The organism is Desulfosoma caldarium (assembly GCF_003751385.1).
Classification (GTDB): Bacteria; Desulfobacterota; Syntrophobacteria; order Syntrophobacterales; family DSM-9756; genus Desulfosoma; species Desulfosoma caldarium.
This window is the reverse complement of the sequence record NZ_RJVA01000010.1, coordinates 457958-480529: the sequence shown is the minus strand read 5'-3', so window position 1 is coordinate 480529 and position 22572 is coordinate 457958. Positions and strand designations below refer to the sequence as shown.

25 protein-coding genes and 1 pseudogene are annotated in these 22572 nt (G+C 54.9%); all 26 read right to left on the bottom strand.

Annotated elements, in window-relative coordinates:
- Nucleotides 1-9: 9 nt before the first annotated feature.
- Nucleotides 10-1368, bottom strand: coding sequence for a flagellar hook-associated protein FlgK (gene flgK / locus EDC27_RS05480; protein WP_170161619.1), 1359 nt, complete (start codon nucleotides 1366-1368; stop codon nucleotides 10-12).
- A gap of 2 nt (nucleotides 1369-1370) precedes the next feature.
- The gene (locus EDC27_RS05475) at nucleotides 1371-1790 is read right to left on the bottom strand and encodes a flagellar export chaperone FlgN (protein WP_170161618.1); all 420 of its coding nucleotides are present in this window, start codon (nucleotides 1788-1790) and stop codon (nucleotides 1371-1373) included.
- 106 nt (nucleotides 1791-1896) lie between these two features.
- Entirely contained in the window at nucleotides 1897-2196 is a 300-nt protein-coding gene (locus tag EDC27_RS05470) for a rod-binding protein (protein ID WP_123289586.1), read from the bottom strand.
- Between the two features lie 10 nt (nucleotides 2197-2206).
- On the bottom strand, nucleotides 2207-2944 hold the full coding sequence (locus EDC27_RS05465; RefSeq protein ID WP_170161617.1) for an OmpA/MotB family protein: 738 nt from the start codon (nucleotides 2942-2944) through the stop codon (nucleotides 2207-2209).
- Nucleotides 2945-2959: 15 nt separating this feature from the next.
- Entirely contained in the window at nucleotides 2960-3838 is an 879-nt protein-coding gene (locus EDC27_RS05460; protein WP_123289584.1) for an OmpA/MotB family protein, read from the bottom strand.
- Entirely contained in the window at nucleotides 3816-4922 is a 1107-nt protein-coding gene (locus EDC27_RS05455; RefSeq protein WP_123289583.1) for a flagellar basal body P-ring protein FlgI, read from the bottom strand. Before EDC27_RS05455 ends, EDC27_RS05460 begins: the two co-directional genes overlap by 23 nt.
- 19 nt (nucleotides 4923-4941) lie before the next feature.
- Nucleotides 4942-5670, bottom strand: a complete 729-nt coding sequence (locus tag EDC27_RS05450; RefSeq protein WP_170161616.1) for a flagellar basal body L-ring protein FlgH — start codon at nucleotides 5668-5670, stop codon at nucleotides 4942-4944.
- Between the two features lie 77 nt (nucleotides 5671-5747).
- Complete coding sequence (gene flgA / locus EDC27_RS05445) at nucleotides 5748-6767, bottom strand: flagellar basal body P-ring formation chaperone FlgA (protein ID WP_170161615.1); 1020 nt, start codon at nucleotides 6765-6767, stop codon at nucleotides 5748-5750.
- Nucleotides 6768-6812: 45 nt separating this feature from the next.
- Nucleotides 6813-7595 (bottom strand): flagellar basal-body rod protein FlgG, encoded by a 783-nt coding sequence (flgG, locus tag EDC27_RS05440; RefSeq protein ID WP_123289580.1) that lies wholly within the window; start codon nucleotides 7593-7595, stop codon nucleotides 6813-6815.
- Between the two features lie 17 nt (nucleotides 7596-7612).
- A complete protein-coding gene (locus tag EDC27_RS05435; protein ID WP_170161614.1) occupies nucleotides 7613-8290 on the bottom strand; it encodes a flagellar hook-basal body protein in 678 nt (225 codons plus the stop codon).
- Between the two features lie 357 nt (nucleotides 8291-8647).
- Nucleotides 8648-9139: a hypothetical protein gene (locus EDC27_RS05430; protein ID WP_123289578.1), complete on the bottom strand. Its 492-nt coding sequence runs from the start codon at nucleotides 9137-9139 to the stop codon at nucleotides 8648-8650.
- A gap of 27 nt (nucleotides 9140-9166) precedes the next feature.
- Nucleotides 9167-9862 carry a hypothetical protein gene (locus tag EDC27_RS05425; RefSeq protein ID WP_123289577.1) on the bottom strand — a complete coding sequence of 232 codons (696 nt, stop codon included), beginning with the start codon at nucleotides 9860-9862 and terminating at the stop codon, nucleotides 9167-9169.
- Nucleotides 9863-9876: 14 nt separating this feature from the next.
- Nucleotides 9877-10719, bottom strand: a complete 843-nt coding sequence (locus tag EDC27_RS05420) for a FliA/WhiG family RNA polymerase sigma factor (protein ID WP_123289576.1) — start codon at nucleotides 10717-10719, stop codon at nucleotides 9877-9879.
- Between the two features lie 15 nt (nucleotides 10720-10734).
- A complete protein-coding gene (locus tag EDC27_RS05415; protein WP_123289575.1) occupies nucleotides 10735-11622 on the bottom strand; it encodes a MinD/ParA family protein in 888 nt (295 codons plus the stop codon).
- 15 nt (nucleotides 11623-11637) lie between these two features.
- Nucleotides 11638-12747 carry a flagellar biosynthesis protein FlhF gene (gene flhF, locus EDC27_RS05410; protein WP_123289574.1) on the bottom strand — a complete coding sequence of 370 codons (1110 nt, stop codon included), beginning with the start codon at nucleotides 12745-12747 and terminating at the stop codon, nucleotides 11638-11640.
- On the bottom strand, nucleotides 12737-14842 hold the full coding sequence (gene flhA / locus EDC27_RS05405; protein ID WP_123289573.1) for a flagellar biosynthesis protein FlhA: 2106 nt from the start codon (nucleotides 14840-14842) through the stop codon (nucleotides 12737-12739). The genes flhF and flhA overlap by 11 nt, the downstream gene beginning before the upstream one ends.
- 12 nt (nucleotides 14843-14854) lie before the next feature.
- Nucleotides 14855-15916, bottom strand: a complete 1062-nt coding sequence (gene flhB, locus EDC27_RS05400; RefSeq protein WP_123289572.1) for a flagellar biosynthesis protein FlhB — start codon at nucleotides 15914-15916, stop codon at nucleotides 14855-14857.
- A gap of 65 nt (nucleotides 15917-15981) precedes the next feature.
- Nucleotides 15982-16755, bottom strand: a complete 774-nt coding sequence (gene fliR / locus EDC27_RS05395; RefSeq protein WP_123289571.1) for a flagellar biosynthetic protein FliR — start codon at nucleotides 16753-16755, stop codon at nucleotides 15982-15984.
- A gap of 36 nt (nucleotides 16756-16791) precedes the next feature.
- Nucleotides 16792-17061: a flagellar biosynthesis protein FliQ gene (fliQ, locus tag EDC27_RS05390; protein ID WP_123289570.1), complete on the bottom strand. Its 270-nt coding sequence runs from the start codon at nucleotides 17059-17061 to the stop codon at nucleotides 16792-16794.
- Between the two features lie 13 nt (nucleotides 17062-17074).
- Nucleotides 17075-17845, bottom strand: coding sequence for a flagellar type III secretion system pore protein FliP (gene fliP / locus EDC27_RS05385; RefSeq protein ID WP_123289569.1), 771 nt, complete (start codon nucleotides 17843-17845; stop codon nucleotides 17075-17077).
- Complete coding sequence (gene fliO / locus EDC27_RS05380) at nucleotides 17842-18147, bottom strand: flagellar biosynthetic protein FliO (RefSeq protein WP_123289568.1); 306 nt, start codon at nucleotides 18145-18147, stop codon at nucleotides 17842-17844. Before fliO ends, fliP begins: the two co-directional genes overlap by 4 nt.
- A 4-nt stretch (nucleotides 18148-18151) precedes the next feature.
- Nucleotides 18152-18409, bottom strand: a pseudogene (gene fliN / locus EDC27_RS05375) (flagellar motor switch protein FliN); the annotation flags it as partial.
- Nucleotides 18410-18568: 159 nt separating this feature from the next.
- Nucleotides 18569-19558, bottom strand: a complete 990-nt coding sequence (gene fliM / locus EDC27_RS05370; RefSeq protein WP_123289566.1) for a flagellar motor switch protein FliM — start codon at nucleotides 19556-19558, stop codon at nucleotides 18569-18571.
- Nucleotides 19559-19573: 15 nt separating this feature from the next.
- Nucleotides 19574-20074, bottom strand: a complete 501-nt coding sequence (locus tag EDC27_RS05365) for a flagellar basal body-associated FliL family protein (RefSeq protein WP_170161613.1) — start codon at nucleotides 20072-20074, stop codon at nucleotides 19574-19576.
- A gap of 26 nt (nucleotides 20075-20100) precedes the next feature.
- The gene (locus EDC27_RS05360; RefSeq protein WP_123289564.1) at nucleotides 20101-20865 is read right to left on the bottom strand and encodes a flagellar motor protein; all 765 of its coding nucleotides are present in this window, start codon (nucleotides 20863-20865) and stop codon (nucleotides 20101-20103) included.
- 513 nt (nucleotides 20866-21378) lie between these two features.
- Complete coding sequence (locus EDC27_RS05355) at nucleotides 21379-22560, bottom strand: flagellar hook-basal body complex protein (protein ID WP_123289563.1); 1182 nt, start codon at nucleotides 22558-22560, stop codon at nucleotides 21379-21381.
- Nucleotides 22561-22572 lie beyond the last annotated feature (12 nt).

Genomic DNA, 22572 nt, shown 5'->3' with positions numbered 1-22572 from the left:
TGCCTTTCATCAAACCATTTGAATAGCCGTTTGAATCATTTCCGCGGTTTGTTGAACGATCTTTGCGGCCGCTTGGTAGAGCTGTTGGTGTTTGATAAGTTCCACCATTTCCTCGTCCAGGGAAACGCCGGAGATGTTTTGCCGTTGGGCATCCAACTGCTGGGTCATGGCATCGTAGAGGACGCTTTGCGAAGACGCCGTAGTCACGGTCAGTCCCACGTCCTGGCTGAGCTGGCTGAGATGCTCGGAGAGGCTCAAACCGTCGAGGTCGTCCAGGCTTTGGGTTTGCAGCAAGAGAACCGAGCGCGCCAGCGCGTTGGATGGCGACGGCAGCGGATCGTCCGTCAATTGAATCGTAGCTGCCGTGGTGTAGGCGGGATCAAAAAAATAGGATGTGGGCGTTCCAAGGATATCATCGTAAAGATCCCGAAAGCTTGTGACGAGAGCGGCGGCGAATTGATCCAGAGCGTCCTTCCAGGAATCCACATCGCCCATGGCCGCGACCAGGGCTCCGGTGGATCCCTGCAAACCGTCTTGCACCTCATTGTCGGCGGCGTTGAATCGGACGACCACCTTGCCCGAATCCTGGACGGTCACCTCAAAAGATGACGCGTCACCCGTCCAGGTGAGTTTCGCCGCATACTCCTGAAAAAGAACCAGAGGCGTTCCGTCTTCCAGGAAAAGGTTCAGCATGCCTCCGGAAGCCTCCGCCGTGGTGAAATGCAGGTAGGTGGAAAGTTCCTGCAAGACCTGAAAGCGTTGGTCTCTAAGGTCGTTGGCCATGAACGTGGGGGTTTCCGAACGCTGAATCTGATGATTCAAATTTCGAATCTTTTCAAGCAGCTCGTTGATGGCGCTCAGGTTGTCCTGTAGTTCTGTCAGGAGGCTTTTTTGGCTTTGTTGAATCTGAGACGCTTTTTGATGAAGGTTGCTGCAAAGGTTTTCTCCGCATTCGAAAACCAAAGCCTTTTCGGCGGAGCCTTCAGGGTTTTGGGCCAGAGCGTTCCAGGCGTTCCAGAACTCGTTCAAGGCGGCGTTGATGCCGGTCTCTCCATCGTCGGAAAGGTAAGTTTCCACGGCGCTCGCCATGCGCTTCAGGGTTTCGTAATAAGCGCTTTGCGAGGAGGCGCTTAGGTACCGTCCCTCCAGAAAGAAATCTCTTTGCTGCACGATGCGATCCAGCCGCGCTCCCGCCCCGATCCACCCTGCACGTCCCAGAATGGCCCCCTGCGTCACTGTTGGCGCTTTCTGGCGGGCATAGGCAGGGTTTTCGGCATTGGCCACATTATGGGACGTGGTTTGAATCTGCACCTGTGCGTTGAAGAGGGCGTTCTTAGCGATTTCCAGGGCGGCGTTCAATCCGGCCATGTCTATGCCTCCGTCTCGAGGCCACATCCCTTGATGGCGGGAAGGGCTTTGTGCGCCCCATGGTCGTAGGTCTGAGGTACCAGCAGGGAAAGGAGTTCCTGGTGGATCGTAAGCAGTTCCGCCATATAGCGGCCGTTGGCTTCGTTAATGGCTTCGATGCGCCGAAGCGTATCCCGCACCGAGTGATCATTGGTTGCGGCTTCCACGGCGTGACCAGACGTCTGGGCTTCCCGGCTCTGAAGGCGAAGGGCGTCCACGAGGCGGTGAGCTAGCCTCTCTTTTTCAGGAAATAGCTCCCACAAAGCGCTGTAGTCCTTTTGAGCCAGAATCTGCGTTTCCTGCTGCACCAGTTCAAGCAGACGTTGCGCCGCGTCCCTTACCGTTTCGGGACTCAGCGGTTGACCTTTCGCGCTTGGTGTCATGAATCTGCCTCCACAGGGGGCTTTGGCCCCCTCGATTGCGGACCGTCTCATTCCCATTTATCGGCATAATCATTAAAAGCCTTCAGTAAATTTGGTGAGCTCGAGGCTATTTATCATTAGTTGGCACAAGGGGTTCCAGGGACTGATACAACCACTGAGCGATTCCAAGGGATTTCTGGTGACTCCACACCCGCGCCAGCCCTTCGTCCAGCATGGATTCGTAGATTCCCATGGCGTGATCCGGTTCTTCATCTCGAAATACCGAAGCGCGCATGGACTTGACCAGTTGCGCGGTGAGCAGGCTCTCAAAATCCATGCAGGCCTGCTGAAGCCTTTCCTTTTGCTTGTTGAAGCTTTCATGCGCCGCGCTGGGCTGTGTTTCGTCGATGGACCGGATCGATGTCATGGACGCTCCTTCACTTGATTTTTTCAAAAATGATTTCCACGCGACGGTTCAATTGGCGCCCTTCCGGGGTGTCATTGCCCGCCAAGGGCTGGGTCTCACCATAGCCGGCCAAAGCCAATTTGGTGGAGGGGACCTGTCCATGAGTGCTCAGATAGTTCAGCACCGCGTAGCCTCGGGCCAGGGCCAGCTCCTCGTTGGACGAAAATTCTGGACTGTTTATGGGGACATTGTCGGTGTGGCCGTCCACGTACGCCGTGTACGACGCTTCGTTCAGAAAACGAGCAAATTTGTCGAGGATGGGATAGGCACTGGGTTTCAGTTCGGCACTGCCGCTTTCGAAAAGCAGCTGATCCCCAAAGATGAACGAAAAGTCCCCAGGATTCCACCTTTTCTTCACCAACAAGGCATTTCCGGACGAGACGACCAGTTTAAAATCTTTTTTCCATGGTGTTTTGGATACCTCGTCGAGTCGCCGGACATCTGCAATGTAGACGCTTTTAAGGCTCTTGATGAGGTCTTGGATGACCATGTCGGGACTCTTACGGATTTTTTGCATTTCTTTGAAAAAGAGAATCCCGCTGGTTTTGTCGAAATTTTGAAAGGTGCTTCGAATGGCTTTCTCATTTAAAGACGACATGCTCAGAAGCAGAACGAAGAAGGTGAGAAGCAGGGTGGACAGATCCGAAAAGGTCACCATCCACGTGGCACCGCCTCCCTCGTCTTCCGTTTTTTTCTTTTTTTTCGCCATGCTCATCGCCCCTTTTTACCCGCGCTCTTTGGTTTTCTGCGTGGCAACCGTAGGTGGTCTGTTCTGGGGTTGTGAACTCTTTTCCGGCATAGGGAACAACCGGAAGAAGAAGTTCTTGTAATTGAAATAGGGACTGGGTGTGGGGTCTTCGTGAAGCAGGCTTGCCGGCAGATGACGGCTGTAGGTTAGAACGATTTCCACTCTTGAGTTCCGATGTCGAAGATGGGGGTATTGAATGCCGTCCACCAAGGGTTTTTCGTAACTGAACCCGTGGGCACTGACGCGTTTGGGCTCCAATCCTTGCGACAACAGGAAGCGATAAACGGCCATGGCCCGCTTTGTGGAAATCATCCAGGATGACTTTTCCCAGCTGGGATCCTCAATTTTTTCGAAGCGGTCTGTATGTCCGCCGATTTCGATTTCCCGAGAATCCTTGGCAAGATAGGGCACGAGCTGCGACAGATAAGTGCGGGCTGCGGGTTTGAGATCGAAGGAGCCGGGTTCAAAGAGGATTTTTTGATGAAGGACGATGGTGAGGGTCTCGTCCTTCTTGATGATTTCGACTTCCTTGTCCAGTTCGTTTTTCATAGTCACTTCTCGTAACACGTCGAAGTCGAGGGCTTTGGTTTCCATTGGGGCTTCAAACTCACTAATGTCCATGCCTGTGGGTTTACCGATGGCCGTGCGTCCTCCGGGCAGGAAACCAAAGGCGCCCACGAGGGAATTGAGGGCTTGTTTTTGGCGTATGTTGTCCAAAACGGACATGCTGAGAAGCAGGACGAAAAAGGTCAGCAGCAGCGTACAAAGGTCACAGTAAGTTGTGAGCCAACCTTCGGCGGCAGGTCCTTCATCTCCGCCGGATTTATTTTTTCTAGATGATTTCGAGTTCGGCATGAAGGGCTCCTGCGGCTTTGATGGCCTGAAGAATGGTGATGATATCGCGCGGTGTAGCCCCGATGGCGTTCAAACCTTTGATGACTTCCCCGATGGTGGTCCCGCCGCCCACCACGTTGATGGACCCCTTGCCTTCTTGAACCTGCACGGTGGACTGGGGCGTGACCACGGTTTGGCCCTGACTGAAGGGCAAGGGCTGAGAAACGGTGGGCTGCTCGCTGATCTGCACGGTAAGGTTGCCATGGGCGACGGCCACCGGCGAGATGCGCACATGTTCACCAAGCACGATGGTGCCCGTGCGTTCGTTGATAACGACTTTGGCGGCGGTATCGGGATTGACCTCCAAAGCTTCCACCTGGGAGATGAGACCCACCACGTCCGATCGATAAGATGCCGGGACGGCGACTTGAATGGTGGCCCCGTCCACGGCGCGAGCGTAGGGTCCACCCAACGCCAGGTTGATGGCGCGCGCTGTCTGATCCGCCGTGGAAAAATCCGGTGTGTTCAAAACCAGATCCAGTCGGTCCAAGTCGTCAAGGCTTACCGGGAATTCCCGTTCTACTATGGCTCCTTGAGAGATCAAACCTACGGTGGGATGGTTTTTTTGCACCGAACTGCCGCTGGCTCCAGACGTGGAAAATCCGCCTGTGGAAACCGGGCCCTGGGCCACGGCGTACACCCGGCCGTCGGGACCTTGCAGGGTGGTCATGAGCAGGGTGCCCCCTTCCAGGCTCTTGGCATCGCCAATGGAGGACACCTGGACATCAAGCTTGGTTCCGATGCGGGCAAAAGGGGGAAGTTTGGCCGTCACCATGACGGCCGCCACGTTCTTGACCTGGACACTGTTTGGGTCCACGTGAATGCCCATGCGATCGAGAAAATTGGCCAGCGTGCTGGTGGTGAACTGGGTTTTGTTGTTATCTCCCGTGCCGTTCAAACCGATGACCAGTCCGTAGCCCACCAGGGCATTGGAACGAACCCCCATGAATCGAGCCACGTCCTTGATCCGTACGCCGTGAACGTTGTCAACGAGGCTCACAAGCAGGCATCCCAGAATGACTGCAACCCCGCACCATCTTTTCATCACGAAAAAGGCCTCCTGGTTAAAAAGGCAAGATCAGGTCCAGAAGCTGACCAAATAGACTGGGCTTTTGATGACGGCTTACGGGTCCTTTTCCCACAAAAAAGATTTTGGCTTCGGCAATGTTTTGTGACAGCACCGTGTTGTCTCGCGTGATGTCCATGGGGCGCACCACCCCTTCGAGCACGATCTGTTGCAGTTCGTCGTTGACCTTGGTCCATCGGGATCCGCGAATGACAAGATTGCCGTTGGGAAGAATTTCCGTGACCGTGGCCGTCATGTACGCCGTCATGGAATCCGCCTTTGTTGTGCTGCCTTTTCCGGTAAAGGCGCTGTCAAAGCTCAGCCCATACCCGGTTTTGTTCACCGGCTCTAGGATCGTCTTGGAAGGCGTGCTCAGTCCCATAAAATTCCCTGCCCCGTTCCATGCGCTTCGCCGACTCGTTGACGTGGAGGCCTGTTTAGAAGCTTTGGACTGTTCGCTGACCATAATGGTCACAATATCCCCTACACGATGGGCCTTGATGTCTCGAAACAACGATTCCTGACGGGCGCTCCACAAGGATCCTGTGGGCACAGGCTTGGGCTGCGAGGGGTCCGTGGAAGGGAACCCCCATTCTTGTTGCGGGGCGGGAGAGGAAAGCGCCGATGGGGGCGATGCTTCCAGCGCACGGCCCGCGGTGGTGTGCTGAGTGGCGCATCCCCACATTCCCACGGTTCCGATCCACAGCCAAGCCCACAAGCCCAGCATGGCCCACTTTGTCGGGCGTCTATGACGTCTTGGTTTCATAGTTCTTCTCGCTGTGCTTTCATAAGGACCTTGGTGGATCACGGTTTCAAAAGGACGGTGTCTTCATCCAGCACTTGCACCTTCAGGATCTTTTTTGAAGCTAGGTTCACCACACGAATCCAATCCCCTTGAGCTCCATTGTCCTTGGATTCTCCTCTGGCGGAAAGTTTCAAGGGACCTTCTTGGTAGAGAATCGTGACGGGTTTTCCGGAAGTGACACACAAGGGCTTAGCCAAAAATGCCATCTCGAGAGGTTGCCCAGCGCGTACAGGGCGAACAACCCTCTTGCCCACCACATCCTCCAAGCGGGTCGCGTAGATTTTTCCCGGTTCGCTTACCGTGATCTCCCGCAATTCCACGTGTTCCGGTTCAAGGATTGTATGACGGCGTAAATTCTGACTCGCATGAAGGACCGTGCGGCGCACGAGAACTTTTCCGGCCACGCGGAGACTCCGAACCTTTTGCCCGTCCACGAAGAAGTGCATGGTCACAGGCACAACGCCAACAAAGGACGTATTCTGTGGCGCTTCGATCTCATGGGTCACATGCCCATCGGGAATCGAGGCTAGACCCGAAATGACGATGTCGCGAATTTCCATCTCTGAAGCGTTCCACGGCGCATGGTCGTCAATGTAGGCGCGGTAAAGGTTCTCGATGAATTCGGCTTCCAGAACGGCTGCTTTTCTGCGCAACACGATCCTTTCGGGAATGGAGAAGTAAACCGTGTCCGTTTGGACACCCAAAGATGTGAGCACTTTCTTGAGATATGGGGCCAGGTGGTCGGTCCGCACCGCCTTTTCCGAGCCCAACGAGGGGCTTGGTCCCAAAGAAATGCTCTGAAATTTTTGAATCCATAAAGGGGGCAAGGCGTGGGCATTGTCCAAAAGATCGTACAGCGTAAGGGTTTCCTCGGAGGTTTCCACAATGGAGCGGACCTGGATGACCGAAGGCTCCGGGGTTGAAGACATGCTCGAAGCGGCCTGTTCCGCCATGCTCTCCGCCGTGAATCCGCCGAAGAGACTTCCAAAGAGCACAAGGGCCAACACGAAACCTTTCATGGCGCCTCCATCTCTCATGCCACCCACCGTTTCATCTTACGCCCCCTAGGAGGCCACGCTGTTGGCGATGCGAAGCATTTCATCCGCCGTGCGAATGACTTTGGAATTGGCTTCGTAGGCTCTTTGGCCGGCGATCATGTTCACCATTTCTTCCACCACATTGATGTTGGCGCTTTCCAGAAAACCTTGAAGCAAGGTGCCATAGCCTTCCGTGCCCGGCTGCCCTTCCACGGCTTCCCCCGACGCATCTGAAGGCGCAAAATAGTTTTTTCCCAGACTCAGCAATCCTGCCGGGTTGGGGAAGTCATACAGGGTGAGATTGGCCGAGGCGAGCAGTGTGCCGTTTTGATCAAAGGCGCTGAGAGTTCCCTGAGGATCTATGTTGACGGTCACCGCCTCACGAGGAATGCTCACCTCCGGTTGCAGTCGGTTTCCTTCCGCATCCACCAGGTAACCCTCCGCATCCAGCTTGAAGGTGCCAGCCCGCGTATAGACCTCTTCCGCCCCTCGAAGCACCTTAAAGAACCCCTTGCCCTCAATGGCCAGGTCCAACTGATTTCCCGTTTCGGTAAAATTTCCCTGGGTGAAGATCTTTTGAACCGAGGCGGTCTTGACGCCCATGCCAATTTGAATGCCGGTTGGGATTGTTCCGGCGGCTCCCGTTTCCGCACCGGGAGGAATCACGTTCTGGTACATGAGGTCCTCAAAGTTTGCGCGGCTCTTCTTAAAGGCCGTGGTGTTGGCGTTGGCCAGATTATGAGCCACCACGTCCATGTTCAGTTGCTGCGCGTCCATGCCCGTTGCGGCCGTCCAGAGACTTCGCATCATGGCTCAGTTTTCCTCCTTTAGGATTTGGCCAACTGGTTGATCAATTGTTGGTCTTGATCGTGAGAAATCTTCATGACCTTTTGACATGCTTCAAAAATGCGCAAGGTCTCAATCATGGATGTCATTTCCTGGACGGCGGAAAAATTTGCCCCTTCCAAGGCCCCCTGTTCTAGCGTGTAGTTCTGCGCCGGCATGGGAAAGGCATTGGGATCCGAGGGCATGAGCAGATTCCGTTCATCGTGCACCAGGCGCACATTCGCCCCGAAGTCCACCACGTCCAGGGTGTCCACTGCATTGTCCCCGTCAAAGACTTGACCCGAGGAGTCGATACGCACATTCGAACTTTCCAGCTGAATGATGCCACCTTGGCCTAGAACGGGCCAACCTTCCGGAGTGACCAAACGGCCTTGGGCGTCAATCGTGAAATTTCCGGCGCGTGTGTAGCGTTCCCCTCGATCCGTTTGGATACGAAAATAGCCTTGACCGTTGATGGCCACGTCCAAGGGATTACCCGTGCGACGCACGGGTCCTTGAGTTGTGTGCATGTAGGTTTCAAGTTCCATAAAATTTGTAAATTTCGTCCCCACCCTGCGATAGCCTGGTGTGGCCCCGTTTGCCAAATTATTGGCGATGACCTCCATGCGTTTTTCCTGCTGAATCGCTCCAAGAACCGATGTGTAGGGACTGAGTCGCATGGGCTTTATCCTCCTTTCACGGAACGGAATTAGCAACCCAGGTGCCAAGTCGGTGCGCTTTTTGGTCCGCGATCGTCGTCGTGGATCGAAAAAGTTTGCGGTCATGCGGGCAGCGGCCGATGTAGGGGACGGCCTTGCGTAAGACAAAGTCTTGCGGTTTTCACCGCAGCTTTCGAGTGCGTCTTGGTGGGTGAGGATAGGCAGCGGCTTGGGAACGGCTTTGGCCTGGGCTTTTTCGAACCCAGCTAAAGAAGTGCCGTTCGGCACAATGCTCTCAATGCGCCCAGAGGGTCGCATTTGCCGGTTGGGGCTTTGGGCTTTGCCCCGCTTTCGAGGTTTTTGACGTGCGATGGGCAGTTAATGGGAATTTTTTTGTTGCAGTTTGTGAAGACCGAGAATTAGTTCCACTTCGCCAAGGGGGCGATGGACGCGGGCTGCAATCTCTTGCGGGGACTGGCCTGCTTTGGCAAGCTGAAGAATCTTTTCTATCCCAGTCTTGGAGGACGAATCGGGTTTGGGGGTGGAAGCCGACGGAGGGACGGCGCCTTCGAGCTCACTGAGCTTTTTCAGAATGGCTCGAGCCTCCGACAGCTTAGCGTCTAAGGCTTCCAGTACGTTTTGAATCAACCGACCGCGCTCTCGAAGGTTTCGATCGAATTCCTCGCTCAAGGTTTTGGTTTCGGCAAGAATGCGTTCAAAGGATTCGATCACCTGACCGTGTGGCAAAGATGATCGAGGGCTTTGGGGCCGTCGATGCCGCAGCAGATTCAAAACCACGAACAAAAGGATCGCGTCCAAGAGCAGCTGCACAAGGGTGTTCCAGTCGCTGTGTTGCAGCCAAGTCCACATAAACCATGCCTTGAATGGTCGAAGAGTTTAGATTCGCTGAATGTCTTCCAATTCCACGGTAACTATACCTGCCTGAGGAAACCGCTGCTGCAATTCCGCAAGAAGTTTTTTTTCCACGATGGGGGACCAGAAGCGTCGGACGTTCTTTTCCGGGCGCTGCTGCGACAGAAAGTTGTATACGGCGTCCCGCACAGCCACCCCCAGTTCGGACAAGATGGCTTCGGCGTTGGGCCGGTTGGCGTGCACGGCCAGGTTCATGCACAGGAGCTCTGCCTTTTCTTTGGATTGGGCCATGAAAAAGACCTCAAGGTGTTCGACGGCCTTTGGTACGGCAATGGCCTGCCGCACCACCGCCGAGTTTTTCGGAACAGGTTGTGGCGGCGCCTGCTCAAGGATTCTGGGGACGAGCGCGGCGCCGGCCGCCATGATGCCAAGGCTCATTAGGGTTCCAATGACGGCCACGCGCTTCCGCAGAGCCTTGTTTGGGGCAGCTTTTTCTTCAACGGGCGCCGAGACCTCATTTGCCTCAGGGGGCTGAACCTTAGGGCTGGAAAAGCTCGGGGAGGGGGTAGACTCTTCCTGCTCGGCCGGTTTCTTGTCGATATTGGAAAAGAGAGTGGCCAAATCGATGTTGGTGTCTTGCACCAAAAAGACGTTATCTTGCCCTGTGGAGCGGCTTTTTGTTTTAGGTGCGGGCGAGGGTCTTGCGTGCACGTCCCCCATGAAGGACTCCTTTGCTATTTTTTCTTTGTCCTGCGTCGACTATTGGATTCGGTTTCGTGCTTCCTCAGAGAAAAGACCCCGTCAGGGAGATCGTCCGTACTGAGATATTTGGCCAGCCGCAGGCGCAGCTTGAGCACCGCTTTGGTATGAATCTGTGAAATACGCGATTCTGTGTACCCCATGATGGCGCCCACTTCTTTCATCGTCAGATCCTCAAAGTAATACAGGGAGAGAACCAGTTTTTCCTTTTCGCTCAGGGTTTCAATGCACTGGGCCAGAAGGCGCTGCAGTTCGCTTTTGTGAACGCGCCGAAAAATTTCGTCAGGGTCTGTGGCCAGATGGGCCGCTTCTCGGTTTTCCTGAATGTACTCGTTGAGATCCTCGGGAATGAAGGAGATCCCCTTCAGGCTGTCCAGCAGCTCAAAGTACGCCTCAAGGTCCAGACCAATTTCCTTGGCGATTTCTTCATCTTCCGGAAAGCGGCCCAGTTTTTTTTCCAGAGCGGCGCACACTTTTTCCAGCCCCGAGGCCTTCTGGCGCAGCGATCGCGGAATCCAGTCCATGGCACGAATTTCGTCCAACATGGCCCCGCGGATGCGAATCTTGGCGTAATTATCAAAGGAGACGGAATGGTTGGGGTCATATTTCTCTATGGCGTCCATGAGGCCGATCACGCCTGCAGCGCACAGATCGTCTATGCTGATGGTGCTTGGAAGCCGAGCCGCCAGGCGATAGGCCATGTGGCGCACGAGGGGGTAGTATCGGATCATGGCCTCGTCTCGACAGGCACATCCTTGCGGCACGCCGTCGGCCCGCTCGGCGTGCGGTGAGGGGATCGGTGAGGAAATAGGAGTCATGATAATCTCCGGCTCTTACACCTTCAAAAGTCGCTTCCAAAAGAATTGTATGGTTCCCTTGGGCATTGTTGGGGCTTCGCGGTTAAGGCGCCCCGCAATATCCATGAAGGCGCGAGATGCGGGAGCTCCGGGAAAAACCTCCAAGAGCGCTTTCTGTTGTCGTACCGCCTCGGGGACACTGGGATCCCGAGGAATCCACCCCAGGTAGTCCAAGGAGATTCCGTCAAGAAAATGATCGGCGACGCGGCTGAGCTTACGAAAGACGGCACGACCTTCCTTTTCGTCTGCCACGGCGTTGGTGAGGATGCGAAAGGAGCGTTCGCCATGCCGCGTGAACATGACCTTGATAAAGGCATAGGCGTCCGTGAGAGACGTGGGCTCGGGAGTCACCACCACGATTTTTTCTTGAGCCGCCATATTGAAATATAGCACCGTATCTGCAATGCCCGCGCCGGTATCGATGAGAAGAATGTCCACATCGGTTTCCAGATCGTCGAGAAGATCCACGAAAAGAATTTTCTGTTCCTGCGTGAGCTGAGTGAGGTGCTGCACGCCAGAGCTGGCTGGCATGATGCGAATGTTTCCGGGGCCCGAGACGAGCACGTCGTCCAGGCGATGCGTGCCGTCCAAGACATGGCTGATGTTGTAGGTGGGGGTGAGTCCCAAGAGGACGTCCACGTTGGCCAAACCCAAATCGGCGTCCAAAATCATCACGCGCCGGCCCAACCGATCCAAAGCCACAGCCAGGTTCACCACCACATTGCTCTTGCCCACACCCCCTTTGCCGCTGCTCACCGAAAGGGTTCGCACCACGGTCTTCTCAAACGGGGCATTCAAAGGGCGAGTGTCGTTCCATGGATCACGAGATGAGGTTTTCTTGCGAAGTCCAAGAGCTTGATCCATAACCTCCCTTTCTCCTCAACTTTTCCACTGGCCGCGCGGAAAAAAGAAACCCACCATGCGCTCGTGCGTTGCTCTCACCAAGTCCTCGGGAACTCTTTGGCCCACACCCAAGTAGGACACGGGGTACGGAAAACGCAGCAGCGGGTTAACAATGGTTCCCGGAGTTAATGTTTCATCAATCTTGGTGAAAATGAGACTCTGCGGAGCCAACGGCCGAAACCGCTGCATCACGTGCCGCACGTCCTCATCCTTGGCGGTGGCACTCAAGACCAAAAAAGGATACAGGCCCTCCAGATCACGAAAAATGCCCTGAAGATGCTCTATGGCGCGACCATTGAGGTAATTGCGTCCGGTGGTGTCCACGAGCACCACCGGGTTTTCCTTCAGAGCCTCTCGGGCCGAAACCAAATCCAGGCGGGTGTGAGCTACCTTGAGGGGTACATCCAGGATGTCCGCATAGGTCTTCAGCTGATCCAAGGCCCCAATGCGGTACGTGTCCAAGGAAATGAGCCCGATGGAGAGCTTGCGCTTCACCTTGAGATACGCCGCCACCTTGGCCAACGTCGTGGTTTTGCCGACGCCCGTGGGTCCGAGAAAAACATACATGGTCGCGCCCTGAAGCCCTTCCTCCACCCCGGCAAAGGGATCCACGACACGCACTCTGTCAGCAACCTGACGGGAGAAAGCGTCCAAAAGTTGACTTTTGGAAGGCGTCTCGTTGGCAAAGCGGGAAAGAATGTTTTGAAGGATGGCAAAGGCGGTTTTTTCGTTAAGTCCTCGAATCAGAAGGTGCTGAAAGAGTTCGGCGACCGCCTCATGGCTTTGAAGGCGCATAAAGGTGTCCTTGCCCGAAAGGAGCAGGGATAGCAGTGCCCGAATGTCTTCCAACTGTTCTTGCAGAACGGGGTCTTGAGGGTGTGCCGCGGTGTGTTCTCTCAAAAGGGGCGGTTCCTTGTCCGTTCCCGGGCTGGCCCGATCCACGGCAGCGGTGATCTCGATACACGGCTTGCCGTCCGTATCCTTGACCTTTCGGTTACCCAAAAGGATGGCATCGGATCCCAGATCTTTGCGGACCAGATCCAAGGCCTCTTGCATGGTTGGAGCAACAAAGGTTTTAACCTGCATGGGCGCCTCGAATCATGCCGATGGACTGAATCTCCGACAGATTGCTCAATTCGCTGTGGCTGATCACCACCACTTCAGGCAAGAAGCGTTCCAAAATCTTCTTGAGGTGTCGGCGCACCATGGGAGAGGTCAGAATTACGGGGTGATGGCCGGCATTGGCGATCCGTTGCACTTCCGTGGTGGTAGACTGAATGATCTTGTTTAGCAGTTCAGGGTCGATGGCCAGATAGGATCCGTGCTCGGTTTTTTGCACGCTCTGCGCTAGCTTTTCTTCCAGTTGTGGATGCACGGTCAGGACATAGAGTTTTCCGTCCTCTTTTTCATAAGGTCGAGTGATGGTGCGAGCCAAAGCCTGGCGCACGTATTCGGTGAGAATGTCGGGATCCTTGGTCATCGGCCCATGGTCGGCAAGGGTTTCACAGATGGTCTGCAGGTCGCGAATGGAGACTCTTTCCCGAACCAGGTTCTGAAGCACTTTCTGAATCACGCCCAGGGGCAGGGGATTGGGGGTCAATTCCTCAACGAGCTTGGGCTGGGACTGGGCCAGCATGTCCAGGAGCTTTTGCACGGTTTGACGGGTGAGAAACTCATGGGCGTGTTTCTTGAACAGTTCCGTCAAATGGGTGGCCACCACGGTGGAAAGGTCGACGAGCGTGTAGCCTGCGCGCACCGCCTCTTCCTTGTTTCGATCAGGCACCCAAAGGGCCGGCAGGCCAAAGGCTGGGTCTTTGGTTGGAATGCCGTCCACGGATAGCTGACGGTCGGATGTAGGTAACGCCAGATGATGGCCCAACATGAGTTCGGCGCGAGCGATGGGGTTTCCTTTGAGCAAAAGGCGGTATTCGGAAGGTTTGAGCTGCAGATTGTCCCGCACATGCAGAGACGGCACCACGATCCCGTATTCTAGGGCCAGTTGCTGACGAATGGAGCGAATGCGGCCGAGAAGGTCGGATGGGTGTTCACCGTCCACCAGAGGAATCAGTCCGTAGCCCACCTCCAGTTCCAGAAGGTCAAGAGGGGGTGGCAGGGCCGAGGCGGTCTTGTCCTCCTTTTTCTTTTCCGCTTCCACCTGCTGGGCCTGGCGGGCTTTGGCCTGGCGCTGTTGTGCCTTTTGATAGGACAAACCCAAAAGACCTCCACCCACGAGGACCAAAGGCACAAAAGGAAAACCGGGGACCAAGGCCAAGGCGCACAGCATGGCTCCGGTGATTCCGAGAGGTTTGGGACTCATAGCCAGCTGACTCTTAAAGGCTTCACCCATGCCCTGATCCAATTCGGCGCGACTCACCAGCACGCCCGCTGCCGTGGAAATGATCAAGGCAGGGATCTGGGACACCAGCCCGTCACCCACGGTCAGAAGGGTATAAATCTTGAGCGCCTCCGCCAGTTCCAGGTCGCGCTGCACCACGCCGATGGCAAACCCGCCGAGAATGTTGATCAAGGTAATCAAAATACCGGCCAAGGCATCGCCGCGAACAAACTTACTGGCGCCGTCCATGCTTCCGTAAAAGTCCGCTTCCCTCATGATTTCCAGGCGCCGTTCTCGCGCTTTCTTTTCGTCAATGAGCCCCGCATTGAGATCCGCGTCGATGCTCATCTGCTTTCCAGGCATGGCATCCAGAGTAAATCGAGCTGCGACCTCCGAAATGCGCTCCGTGCCTTTGGTGATCACGATGAAATTCACGATGACCAGAATGACAAAGATGACGAGCCCGATGACGTAGTTGCCTCCGACCACGAACTGCCCAAAGGCTTGAATGATGTGGCCGGCCGCGTCGGTTCCTTGGTCGCCTTTGAGAAGAATAAGGCGGGTGCTGGCCACGTTGAGAGCCAGGCGAAACAAGGTGGTGATGAGCAGCAGCGAGGGAAAGATGCCGAAATCCAGGGGGCGTGCTGTGTAAATGGTGGTGAGCAAGATCAGAATGCCAAAGGAGATGTTGGTGGCCAAGAGGACATCGAGAACACGGCTGGGCACGGGCAAAAGCATGACCGCCAAAACGGCCGTAACCCCAATGCCTAAAATGGCATCGGCATCACTGAAAGTTTTTAAATTCCATCGCACACGGGATAGGGCGGACGACGTGGTGTTGGGCATCCTTCTTCCATCCTATGATGTGGGGCGACGCTGCTGATAGACATACGCCAGAACTTTGGCCACAGCCCGGTACAGGGTTTCCGGAATGACCTGATCCAGCTTCACTTGGTGATACAAGGCGCGTGCCAGAGGCGGATTCTGAACCACCGGAACGCCGTGTTCACGGGCAAGGCGAACGATGGTATGGGCAATAAGATTCATACCCTTGGCGACGACCTTTGGAGCTTGCAGTCCTTCCTGATAAAAAAGGGCAACGGCGTAGTGGGTCGGGTTGGTGACCACCACTGTGGCCGTGGGCACCATGGACATCATGCGTTGCCGCGCCAGGGTTCTTTGAATGGATCGAATGCGAGACTTGATTTGCGGGTTTCCTTCGGCCTGTTTGAACTCTTCTTTGACCTCCTGCTTGGTCATCATGAGGTCCTTGGTGTACTGCCAACGCTGATACAAGAAATCCAACAGCGCCAGGACCCCAAGAAACGCGCCGGCTTTCCACAAGAACCGGGAAAGAATTCGCCCTGTCTCGCGCCCCATGTCCACGGGATCCACGTGCACCAGGGCGCCGAATGAGAGTTGCTCGCTCCCCATGACCGAGTAGAGCATACTGCCCACCACAAGAATCTTGAAAAACGACTTGGCGGTTTCGACCACCATGCGCAGCTGAAAAAATCGCTTGAAGCCGTTTAGAGGATTCAGTTTGGAAAGTTTGGGTTTCAGGGCTTCGGGTGCAAACAAAAAACCCTTGAATTGGACAAAATGCACGGCCACCGACGCAACCAGCACCGAAAAGAACACGGGACCCGTCATGCGAAAAAACGTGAAAAAAATCCAGGCCACCAAGGAACCGTTCGCGCTCAAGTCGCTCGATCCCCAAAGCCCATGCTCCCACAGCCTGCCCAACAGTCCTCGAAAATGCTCCGGCAAGGCTTTGACTTGCAAAAAGGCCATTAGGCTTCCCGCACCGAGCACCGTTAGGGCCGTCAGTTCCTGGCTTTTCGGCACGTTGCCCTTGCGCCGGGCTTCCGCCAGGCGCTTTCCCGTGGGCTTTTCCGTTCTTTCTTGGGCTCCTGCCATGCCTTTGCCTCGCCATGAGGACAGGGAGGAGTTTTGACGCGCTCGATGTCAATACATCGACGTTTTCAGGGCAGCCCCACGGCGCGAAAGAACTTGAGCAGTTCGGTCAGGGTGTTTGCCGTGAAGCCGGCCCATTCCGAAAGGGAAAGGAGGGCAAAGAGAATGCCAACCCCTATAGTGATGGGAAAGCTCACCATAAGGATGTGAATCTGGGGTGAAAATTTGGTCACCACGGCGAAGCCGGCTTGCAGCACAAGCTGGGCGGCCATGATAGGGGCGGCGATTTTCAAGGCAATGACAAAAAGGCGACCTGAGAGAAGTAGCACGGACTGAAGAATGTTGGGGGTGGGAAGAAAACTTCCCACGGGCACGGCCCGAAAGCTTTCCATAAAGGTGCGAACGACCACCAGATGCCCATCGATGGCGAAGAAAAAGAGCGTGGCCAGAATCTGCAGCCACTGACTGAGCAGGACGTCTCGGATCCCCGTTTGCGGGTCGATCACCTCCGCCACGCCCAACCCCATTTGAAAGGACATGACTTGTCCCGCCATGTGATAAGCGCCGAAGATGATGTTCATGGAAAGGGCAAAGAAGGTGGCATAGATGAGTTCGCTGAAGATCATACCAACAAGCGCCAGAGGTTCTAAAGGAAGCGGAGGCACAAAAGGAGCGATGAAGGGCGTGGCCATCAGGGACAGAGCCCACACGGACCAGGCCTTGACCGATGTGGGCACTTGATGTGTGCGAAAGACGGGCAGAAGAAACAAGACCAGACTGAAGCGCAGGAGAACACTCAGGAAAATGCGAATCTGCAAGAGGTTAATGGAAAGAGAAATCATAAAGCTTCATGGGCCTGTCTCGATGTTTTTTGCCTTTTATCGAATCCAATAGGGTATATTTTCCAAAAGCATGCGGGTGAAGGACAGCATGCGGCCGGTCATCCACGCCCCGAAAACGAGCAGGGACAGAAAGGTGATGACGATTTTGGGCACAAACGTCAGGGTCATCTCTTGAATCTGCGTGACGGCCTGGAACAAACTGATGACAACACCCACCACCAGACTGGTAAGCAAAACGGGCAAACTCACCAACAACATGGTTTCCAAGGCTTGGCGAGCGAGACCGATGACGAATTCTTGAGTCATGGGCACAAGTCCTTCAGTAAAAACTTTTGACCAAGGAACCGATCAAAAGATTCCAGCCGTCCACCAACACAAACAGCATGAGTTTAAAGGGCAGGGAAATCATGACCGGAGGAAGCATCATCATGCCCATGGAAAGAAGGACGCTGGCCACCACCAAGTCTAAAACCAGGAAAGGAATGTAAAGCAAAAAGCCAATCTGAAAGGCCGTTTTCAGTTCGCTGATGACGAAGGCGGGCACCACCGCCGCCAGGGGCACATCATTTGGGTCTTGGGGTTTTTCTTGTTGGGTCAAGGACACGAAGAGTTTTAAGTCCTTGAGGCGTGTTTGTTTCATCATGAAGGCTTTAAGAGGGGCGACGGCCCTTTGCACAAAGGTGTCTCCGTCGATGGCCTGATTTTGCAAAGGGATCACGGCTTCCCGATGAATTTCCTGCCACACGGGCCACATGATAGAAAAGGTCAAGAAAAGCGCCAGACCCACAATGACTTGATTTGGCGGAGCCTGCTGCGTGCCCAAAGCCGTCCGCAAAAAGGACAAGACCACCGCAAGGCGCGTAAAACACGTCATCAAGAGGAGAATGGATGGTGCAATGGAGACCACGGTGAGCGCAAAGACGATCTTGAGCACATTGGAAACTTGGTCCGGCGCCGAAGGCTCATCCCAATGCAGCCGAAAAGCCGGCAGGGTAAAATCGGCACTCCAGGCCCACTGAGGACACCCAACGGTCGCCATCCAGACGATGGCAACAAGAAATAGCATCAAGAAAGCTTTCCTGTGCCTCATGGGTTGTCGTCCTTGGTCGTCACGTCGCCTTCGTGCGGCGAGTTTTCAAAACCTATGGTGGTGAGGTAATTGAGTCCGTGAGGGGACATGCCAAGAAGGAGGGTTTCGTCTGCGATGCGCACAAGAACCAGGGAATGTTTCGGCCCCAGGTATCGGCGTTCCAGAATGTGAATCCATCCTTTGCCCGATCCCTTGAGAAGGGGGCGTCCCCAGCGCCGTAGGGCAAAAGTGGCGCCCCAGAGCAGACCGAGAACCAGGACGAGGGCCCCGACGGTTTTCAGGATCTGGAGTGGAAAGTCCATGGAATTACCCAAGCTGTTTGACCCGCTCCATGGGGCTGACAATGTCCGTTATGCGCACGCCGAACTTTTCGTTGACGACCACCGCTTCCCCCCGGGCCACCAATCGGTTGTTGACCAGAATTTCCAAGGGTTCTCCGGCAAACTTGTTCAATTCCACCACGGACCCTTGCCCCAGTTGCAGAAGGTCATGAATGAGCATTTTCGCTCGACCCAATTCCACGGAAACTTCCAAGGGCAGGTCCAGAATGAATTCCAGATCTCGAATGTCTTTTTTGAGAGCGGCCTCTCCGTTTCCCACGTCCTCGGGGTCTCTCGCCCCCGCAGACGGCGCGGACACCCGTGGAGCGTCCATGGGATCCAGCTGAGGAGATTCTTTGACGACGTTGGTCTCGGCCATTAGAGCACTCCCTTGTTCGAACCATTACTCGTACGTTGACGTGACGAAATCGACGATTTTCACGGCGTGATTGCCCTTGTGCACGCCGGCATAGGCTTTGTATTTTGGCACTTTTTCCACGCTGACCGTCAAAGGGTGGTTGACATCCTGGTCCAAAATAATGATGTCGCCTTTTTCCAATCGTAAAAGGTCTTGTCCTTTGATTTCCGTGCACCCCAGATGCACGCAGAGCTGCACAGGGATTTCTCGAAGCCTTCGAATGAAGCGCCGCGTCCAGGAATAGTCCACCTCCAGCTGATCGCTTTGATAGCTGGCCGACAGCTGGGATCGAATGGGTTCGATGGTCGAATAGGGCAAGCACAAGATGATCTTACCCATGAGCGTGTCCATTTCCAGTTCGTAGTGGACCACAATCACCAGTTCGGTGGGCGGCACGATGGTGGCGAACTGAGGGTTGACCTCTGAACGCACAAACTTAAAAGACACCGGTGTTACCGGATTCCATGCCTGTTCCAAATCCTTGAGGGCCATGCGGACCACTTTGTTGATGACGCGATTTTCAATGGACGTGAAATCGCGCCCTTCAATTTTGAAGCTGCTGCGGCCCGAACCGCCGAAAAAGCAATCCACCAAATTGAAAATTAGCCGACTTTCCACAACGAGTAGCACATGCCCACGAAAGGGTTCCATCTTGAGCACATGAAGGCTGGTGGGCACAGGAAGGGTTCGCGTGAAATCTCCAAATTTAATCATCTCCTTTTGGGTTACCGTTATATCTACCACCTTGCGCAGGGCTCCGGAAAGCGTAATCCGATGGGCGCGCGCGAACCGGTCGTTGATGATTTCCAGGGTCGGCATGCGGCCGCGAATGATGCGGTCCTGACTCGTGAGATCGTACGGCCGTATGCCGCTCTGATCGTCGTCCGGCACCGCCGCCGTTTCCGCCTCGATCTCGCCATCGCTCAGCCCCTTGAGCAGGGCATCCACTTCGTCTTGAGTTAGGATTTGCTCCATGGCCCCGTTCCGCCGCTACTGCACCAGAAACTCGGTAAAGTAAATGTCCTGCACCGTGCCTTGCTGGAGGATGCGGTTCAGATTGTTTATCAAGGTCCTTTTCAGGGCGAGTTTTCCAGAAAGACTGGAAATATCATCGTATTCCTTGCTTGAGAGAAGCATCAAAATGGTGTCGCGAAGTTCCCCGATGCGGGTGTCGATTTCTCGGGATACGGCTTCATTGTTGAGGCTCAGCTGCATGGTCACTTTGAGGTAGCGTTCTCCGCCCGGATCCGCTAAATTGACTAAAAACGTCTCCATATCCTTCACCACCGGTTTCATGAGTGCCGGCTTTGCGTGAGCTACCTCCGGTGCGTCACCCTTGGCGAAAAATTTCGTATAGGCGAAAAACCCAGCCCCGCCCAAGACACCGAGCCCTACGACCAAAACAAGAATCTTGATGAGAGGCGATTTCTTCTTTGGAGAGGATTCCGTCGACCGATTTTTCTGTTCGGCTTCCTTTTTCTTAGACGCCATGGTGTTCACTCCTTGGTATCGGCTCATCACTCAAAACGACTCTTTCGCGCAGAGGGAGGCACAAAAGAGTGCAGTTTTTGTTCGATCACTCTGGGGTTTTCCCCATTGGCCACACTGACAATGCCACTGATGATCATCTCTTTCACCAGGGCTTCCTCTTGGCTTCGCTTCTTGAGCTTTCCTGCCATAGGAAGACACACCAAGTTGGCGGCCACAGCGCCGTAGAACGTCGTCAACAGAGCCACGGCCATGGAAGGCCCGATGGTGCTTGGATCACTCATGGTCCTAAGCATTTGCACAAGACCGATGAGGGTCCCGATCATGCCCATGGCCGGAAAGAAAGTGGCCATGGTCGTCAAAATTTCTGCCCCCGACTTGTGCCGCTCTTCCAAATACTCGATCTCCGTTTCTAAAATGTCCCGAATGGCCTCGGGCTCCATACCGTCAATAGTGAGCTGCAAACCTTTGACCAGAAAGGGATCTGTAAGGCTCGGAACTTCCGATTCGAGGGCTAAAATGCCTTCACGACGGGACTTGTTGGCAAATTCCACGAAGCGGTCCACCACTTCCTGCGTGCTCCAAACCTTGGTAAAAAAGACATTCTTGACCACTTTGATGACACTGAGCACGTCCCGCAGCGGATAGTTGACCATAGTTGCTCCAATGGTGCCGCCCACGACGATCAGCATCGATGGAATGTTAATGAACATGCCCAATCCCCCGCCCATAATGATGGCGGAGAGAACCAAAGCGAAGGCGGAGACGATCCCCACAAGGGTTGCAATGTCCATTCGGCGACCTCTCACTGGCTGTTCATCTTTTAAACCCTAAAGCACGCAGTCCTTGACTGTACAGCCTCCAAGCTGCGACACTCCCTTCTCTAGCAAGCAGCACGCCAGAACGTACAAAGAACCCCGAGGCCCTAAATCCCTGCGGCGCCTACGATTCGCGCCGCAACTTGCTCACAAATGTCGGAATTTTGACGATCTGATGGAAGCGTCTTCGACAGGCCCCGCTTTTGGCGTCCCTTGAGAACCCTGCCACGGAACACCTTAGGCGTGGCGGCTTATTTTCTGCGAACGGGTGTGCTTTGGCCGCGGCACCTGGCATACAAGGCGCTTGGTTGGAGGGGCGAGGGCTAGAGATGGACCTAGGCGGCGCCTACGCCGCCCGATCGGGGGCTTCCTGTTGGCGTTCTCAAGAAATCCCACACAAAAAAGCCTTCTCGGACAGGTTCATGGCAACCTGTCCGAGCACGTGTGATCGGGACTATTATGGCATAAATCAAGATGTGACCCCATTGACTAACGCACCATGTTGACGGCGGTGTTCAAGAGTTCGGCGGAGGTGGTGATAGTTTTGGAATTGGCGTTGTAACTGGCCTGATAGGTGATCATGTTCACCATTTCCTTGGCGATGTCCACGTTTGATCCTTCAATGGTGGAACTGAAAATGTTGCCGCGAATCCCGTCGTTGGCCGTACCGTGAATGGGAAACTTGGACTCGGGTCCTTGGGTGAAGAGGTTATTGCCTTGGCGGATCAGCCCGTTGTTGTTGGCGAAGGTGGACACGCGCAGTTGCGCGTCAAGGACGGGCTGAGGGTCGTTGGAGGTGGCCATCCAATTATCTTCGGACCAGGAGTCGCCGCTGGCAAGGGTCGACTCTACTTCCGTGATAGTGTAATAACCTGGTTCGGCATCGGGACTGATGCCGTCAAGGTCCGGTGTGCCGTCCCCGTCCAAATCGGTTTCGGTCAAGGAAAATTCCGAAAGATTAATCGCACCCTGAAAGGCGTCCATCTCACCGTCGCCGTCCGTATCGGTGTTGAATTGCACATGAAATGTTTCGTCCTCTCCAACGGTGAGGACCAGTTCCGTTCCGTCGTTCAGCGTGATGGTGATGTCGCTGTTAACGGGATCCTTAATATAAACGCTTCCATAAGCCTTGGGTGATTGATTGGCGTTGGCTGCATAAATGACAGCCTGAGCGGGGTCGGTGGGCGTGCCCCAGATTTGCCCGTTGCTATCCACGTAGTAGTTGCTGAACCGTGGGTCGCTGGGATTGTCTACCTTGATGGCGTTGCCGTCCCGGTTGAGCACGCGATAGCCCAATTCATTGACCAGATACCCGTCTTTGTCCATGTGAAAACTGCCGTCCCGCGTGTAATACACATTGGTCGTTCCCGGTACCTGAACGCTGAAAAACCCCTCGCCGTTGATGGCTACATCCGACCAGCGCGTGGTGCTGATAAGAGGACCCTGCGCAAATTCCGTGACGATGCCCATGATGGCCGTGCCCGACCCTTCACGGTCCGAGTCCTGGGACAGGGTGGAGTAGTACCCGGCCACCAAATCCCCAAAGCGCACGCTGTTGCTCTTGAAGGCCGTGGTGTTCACGTTGGCGATGTTGTCGCTCACTACCGTCAAGGCAGTGGCGCTGGCGTTGAGCCCGCTGACGCCGATATTCATGGCTTGACTGATTCCCATGATAGACCTCCT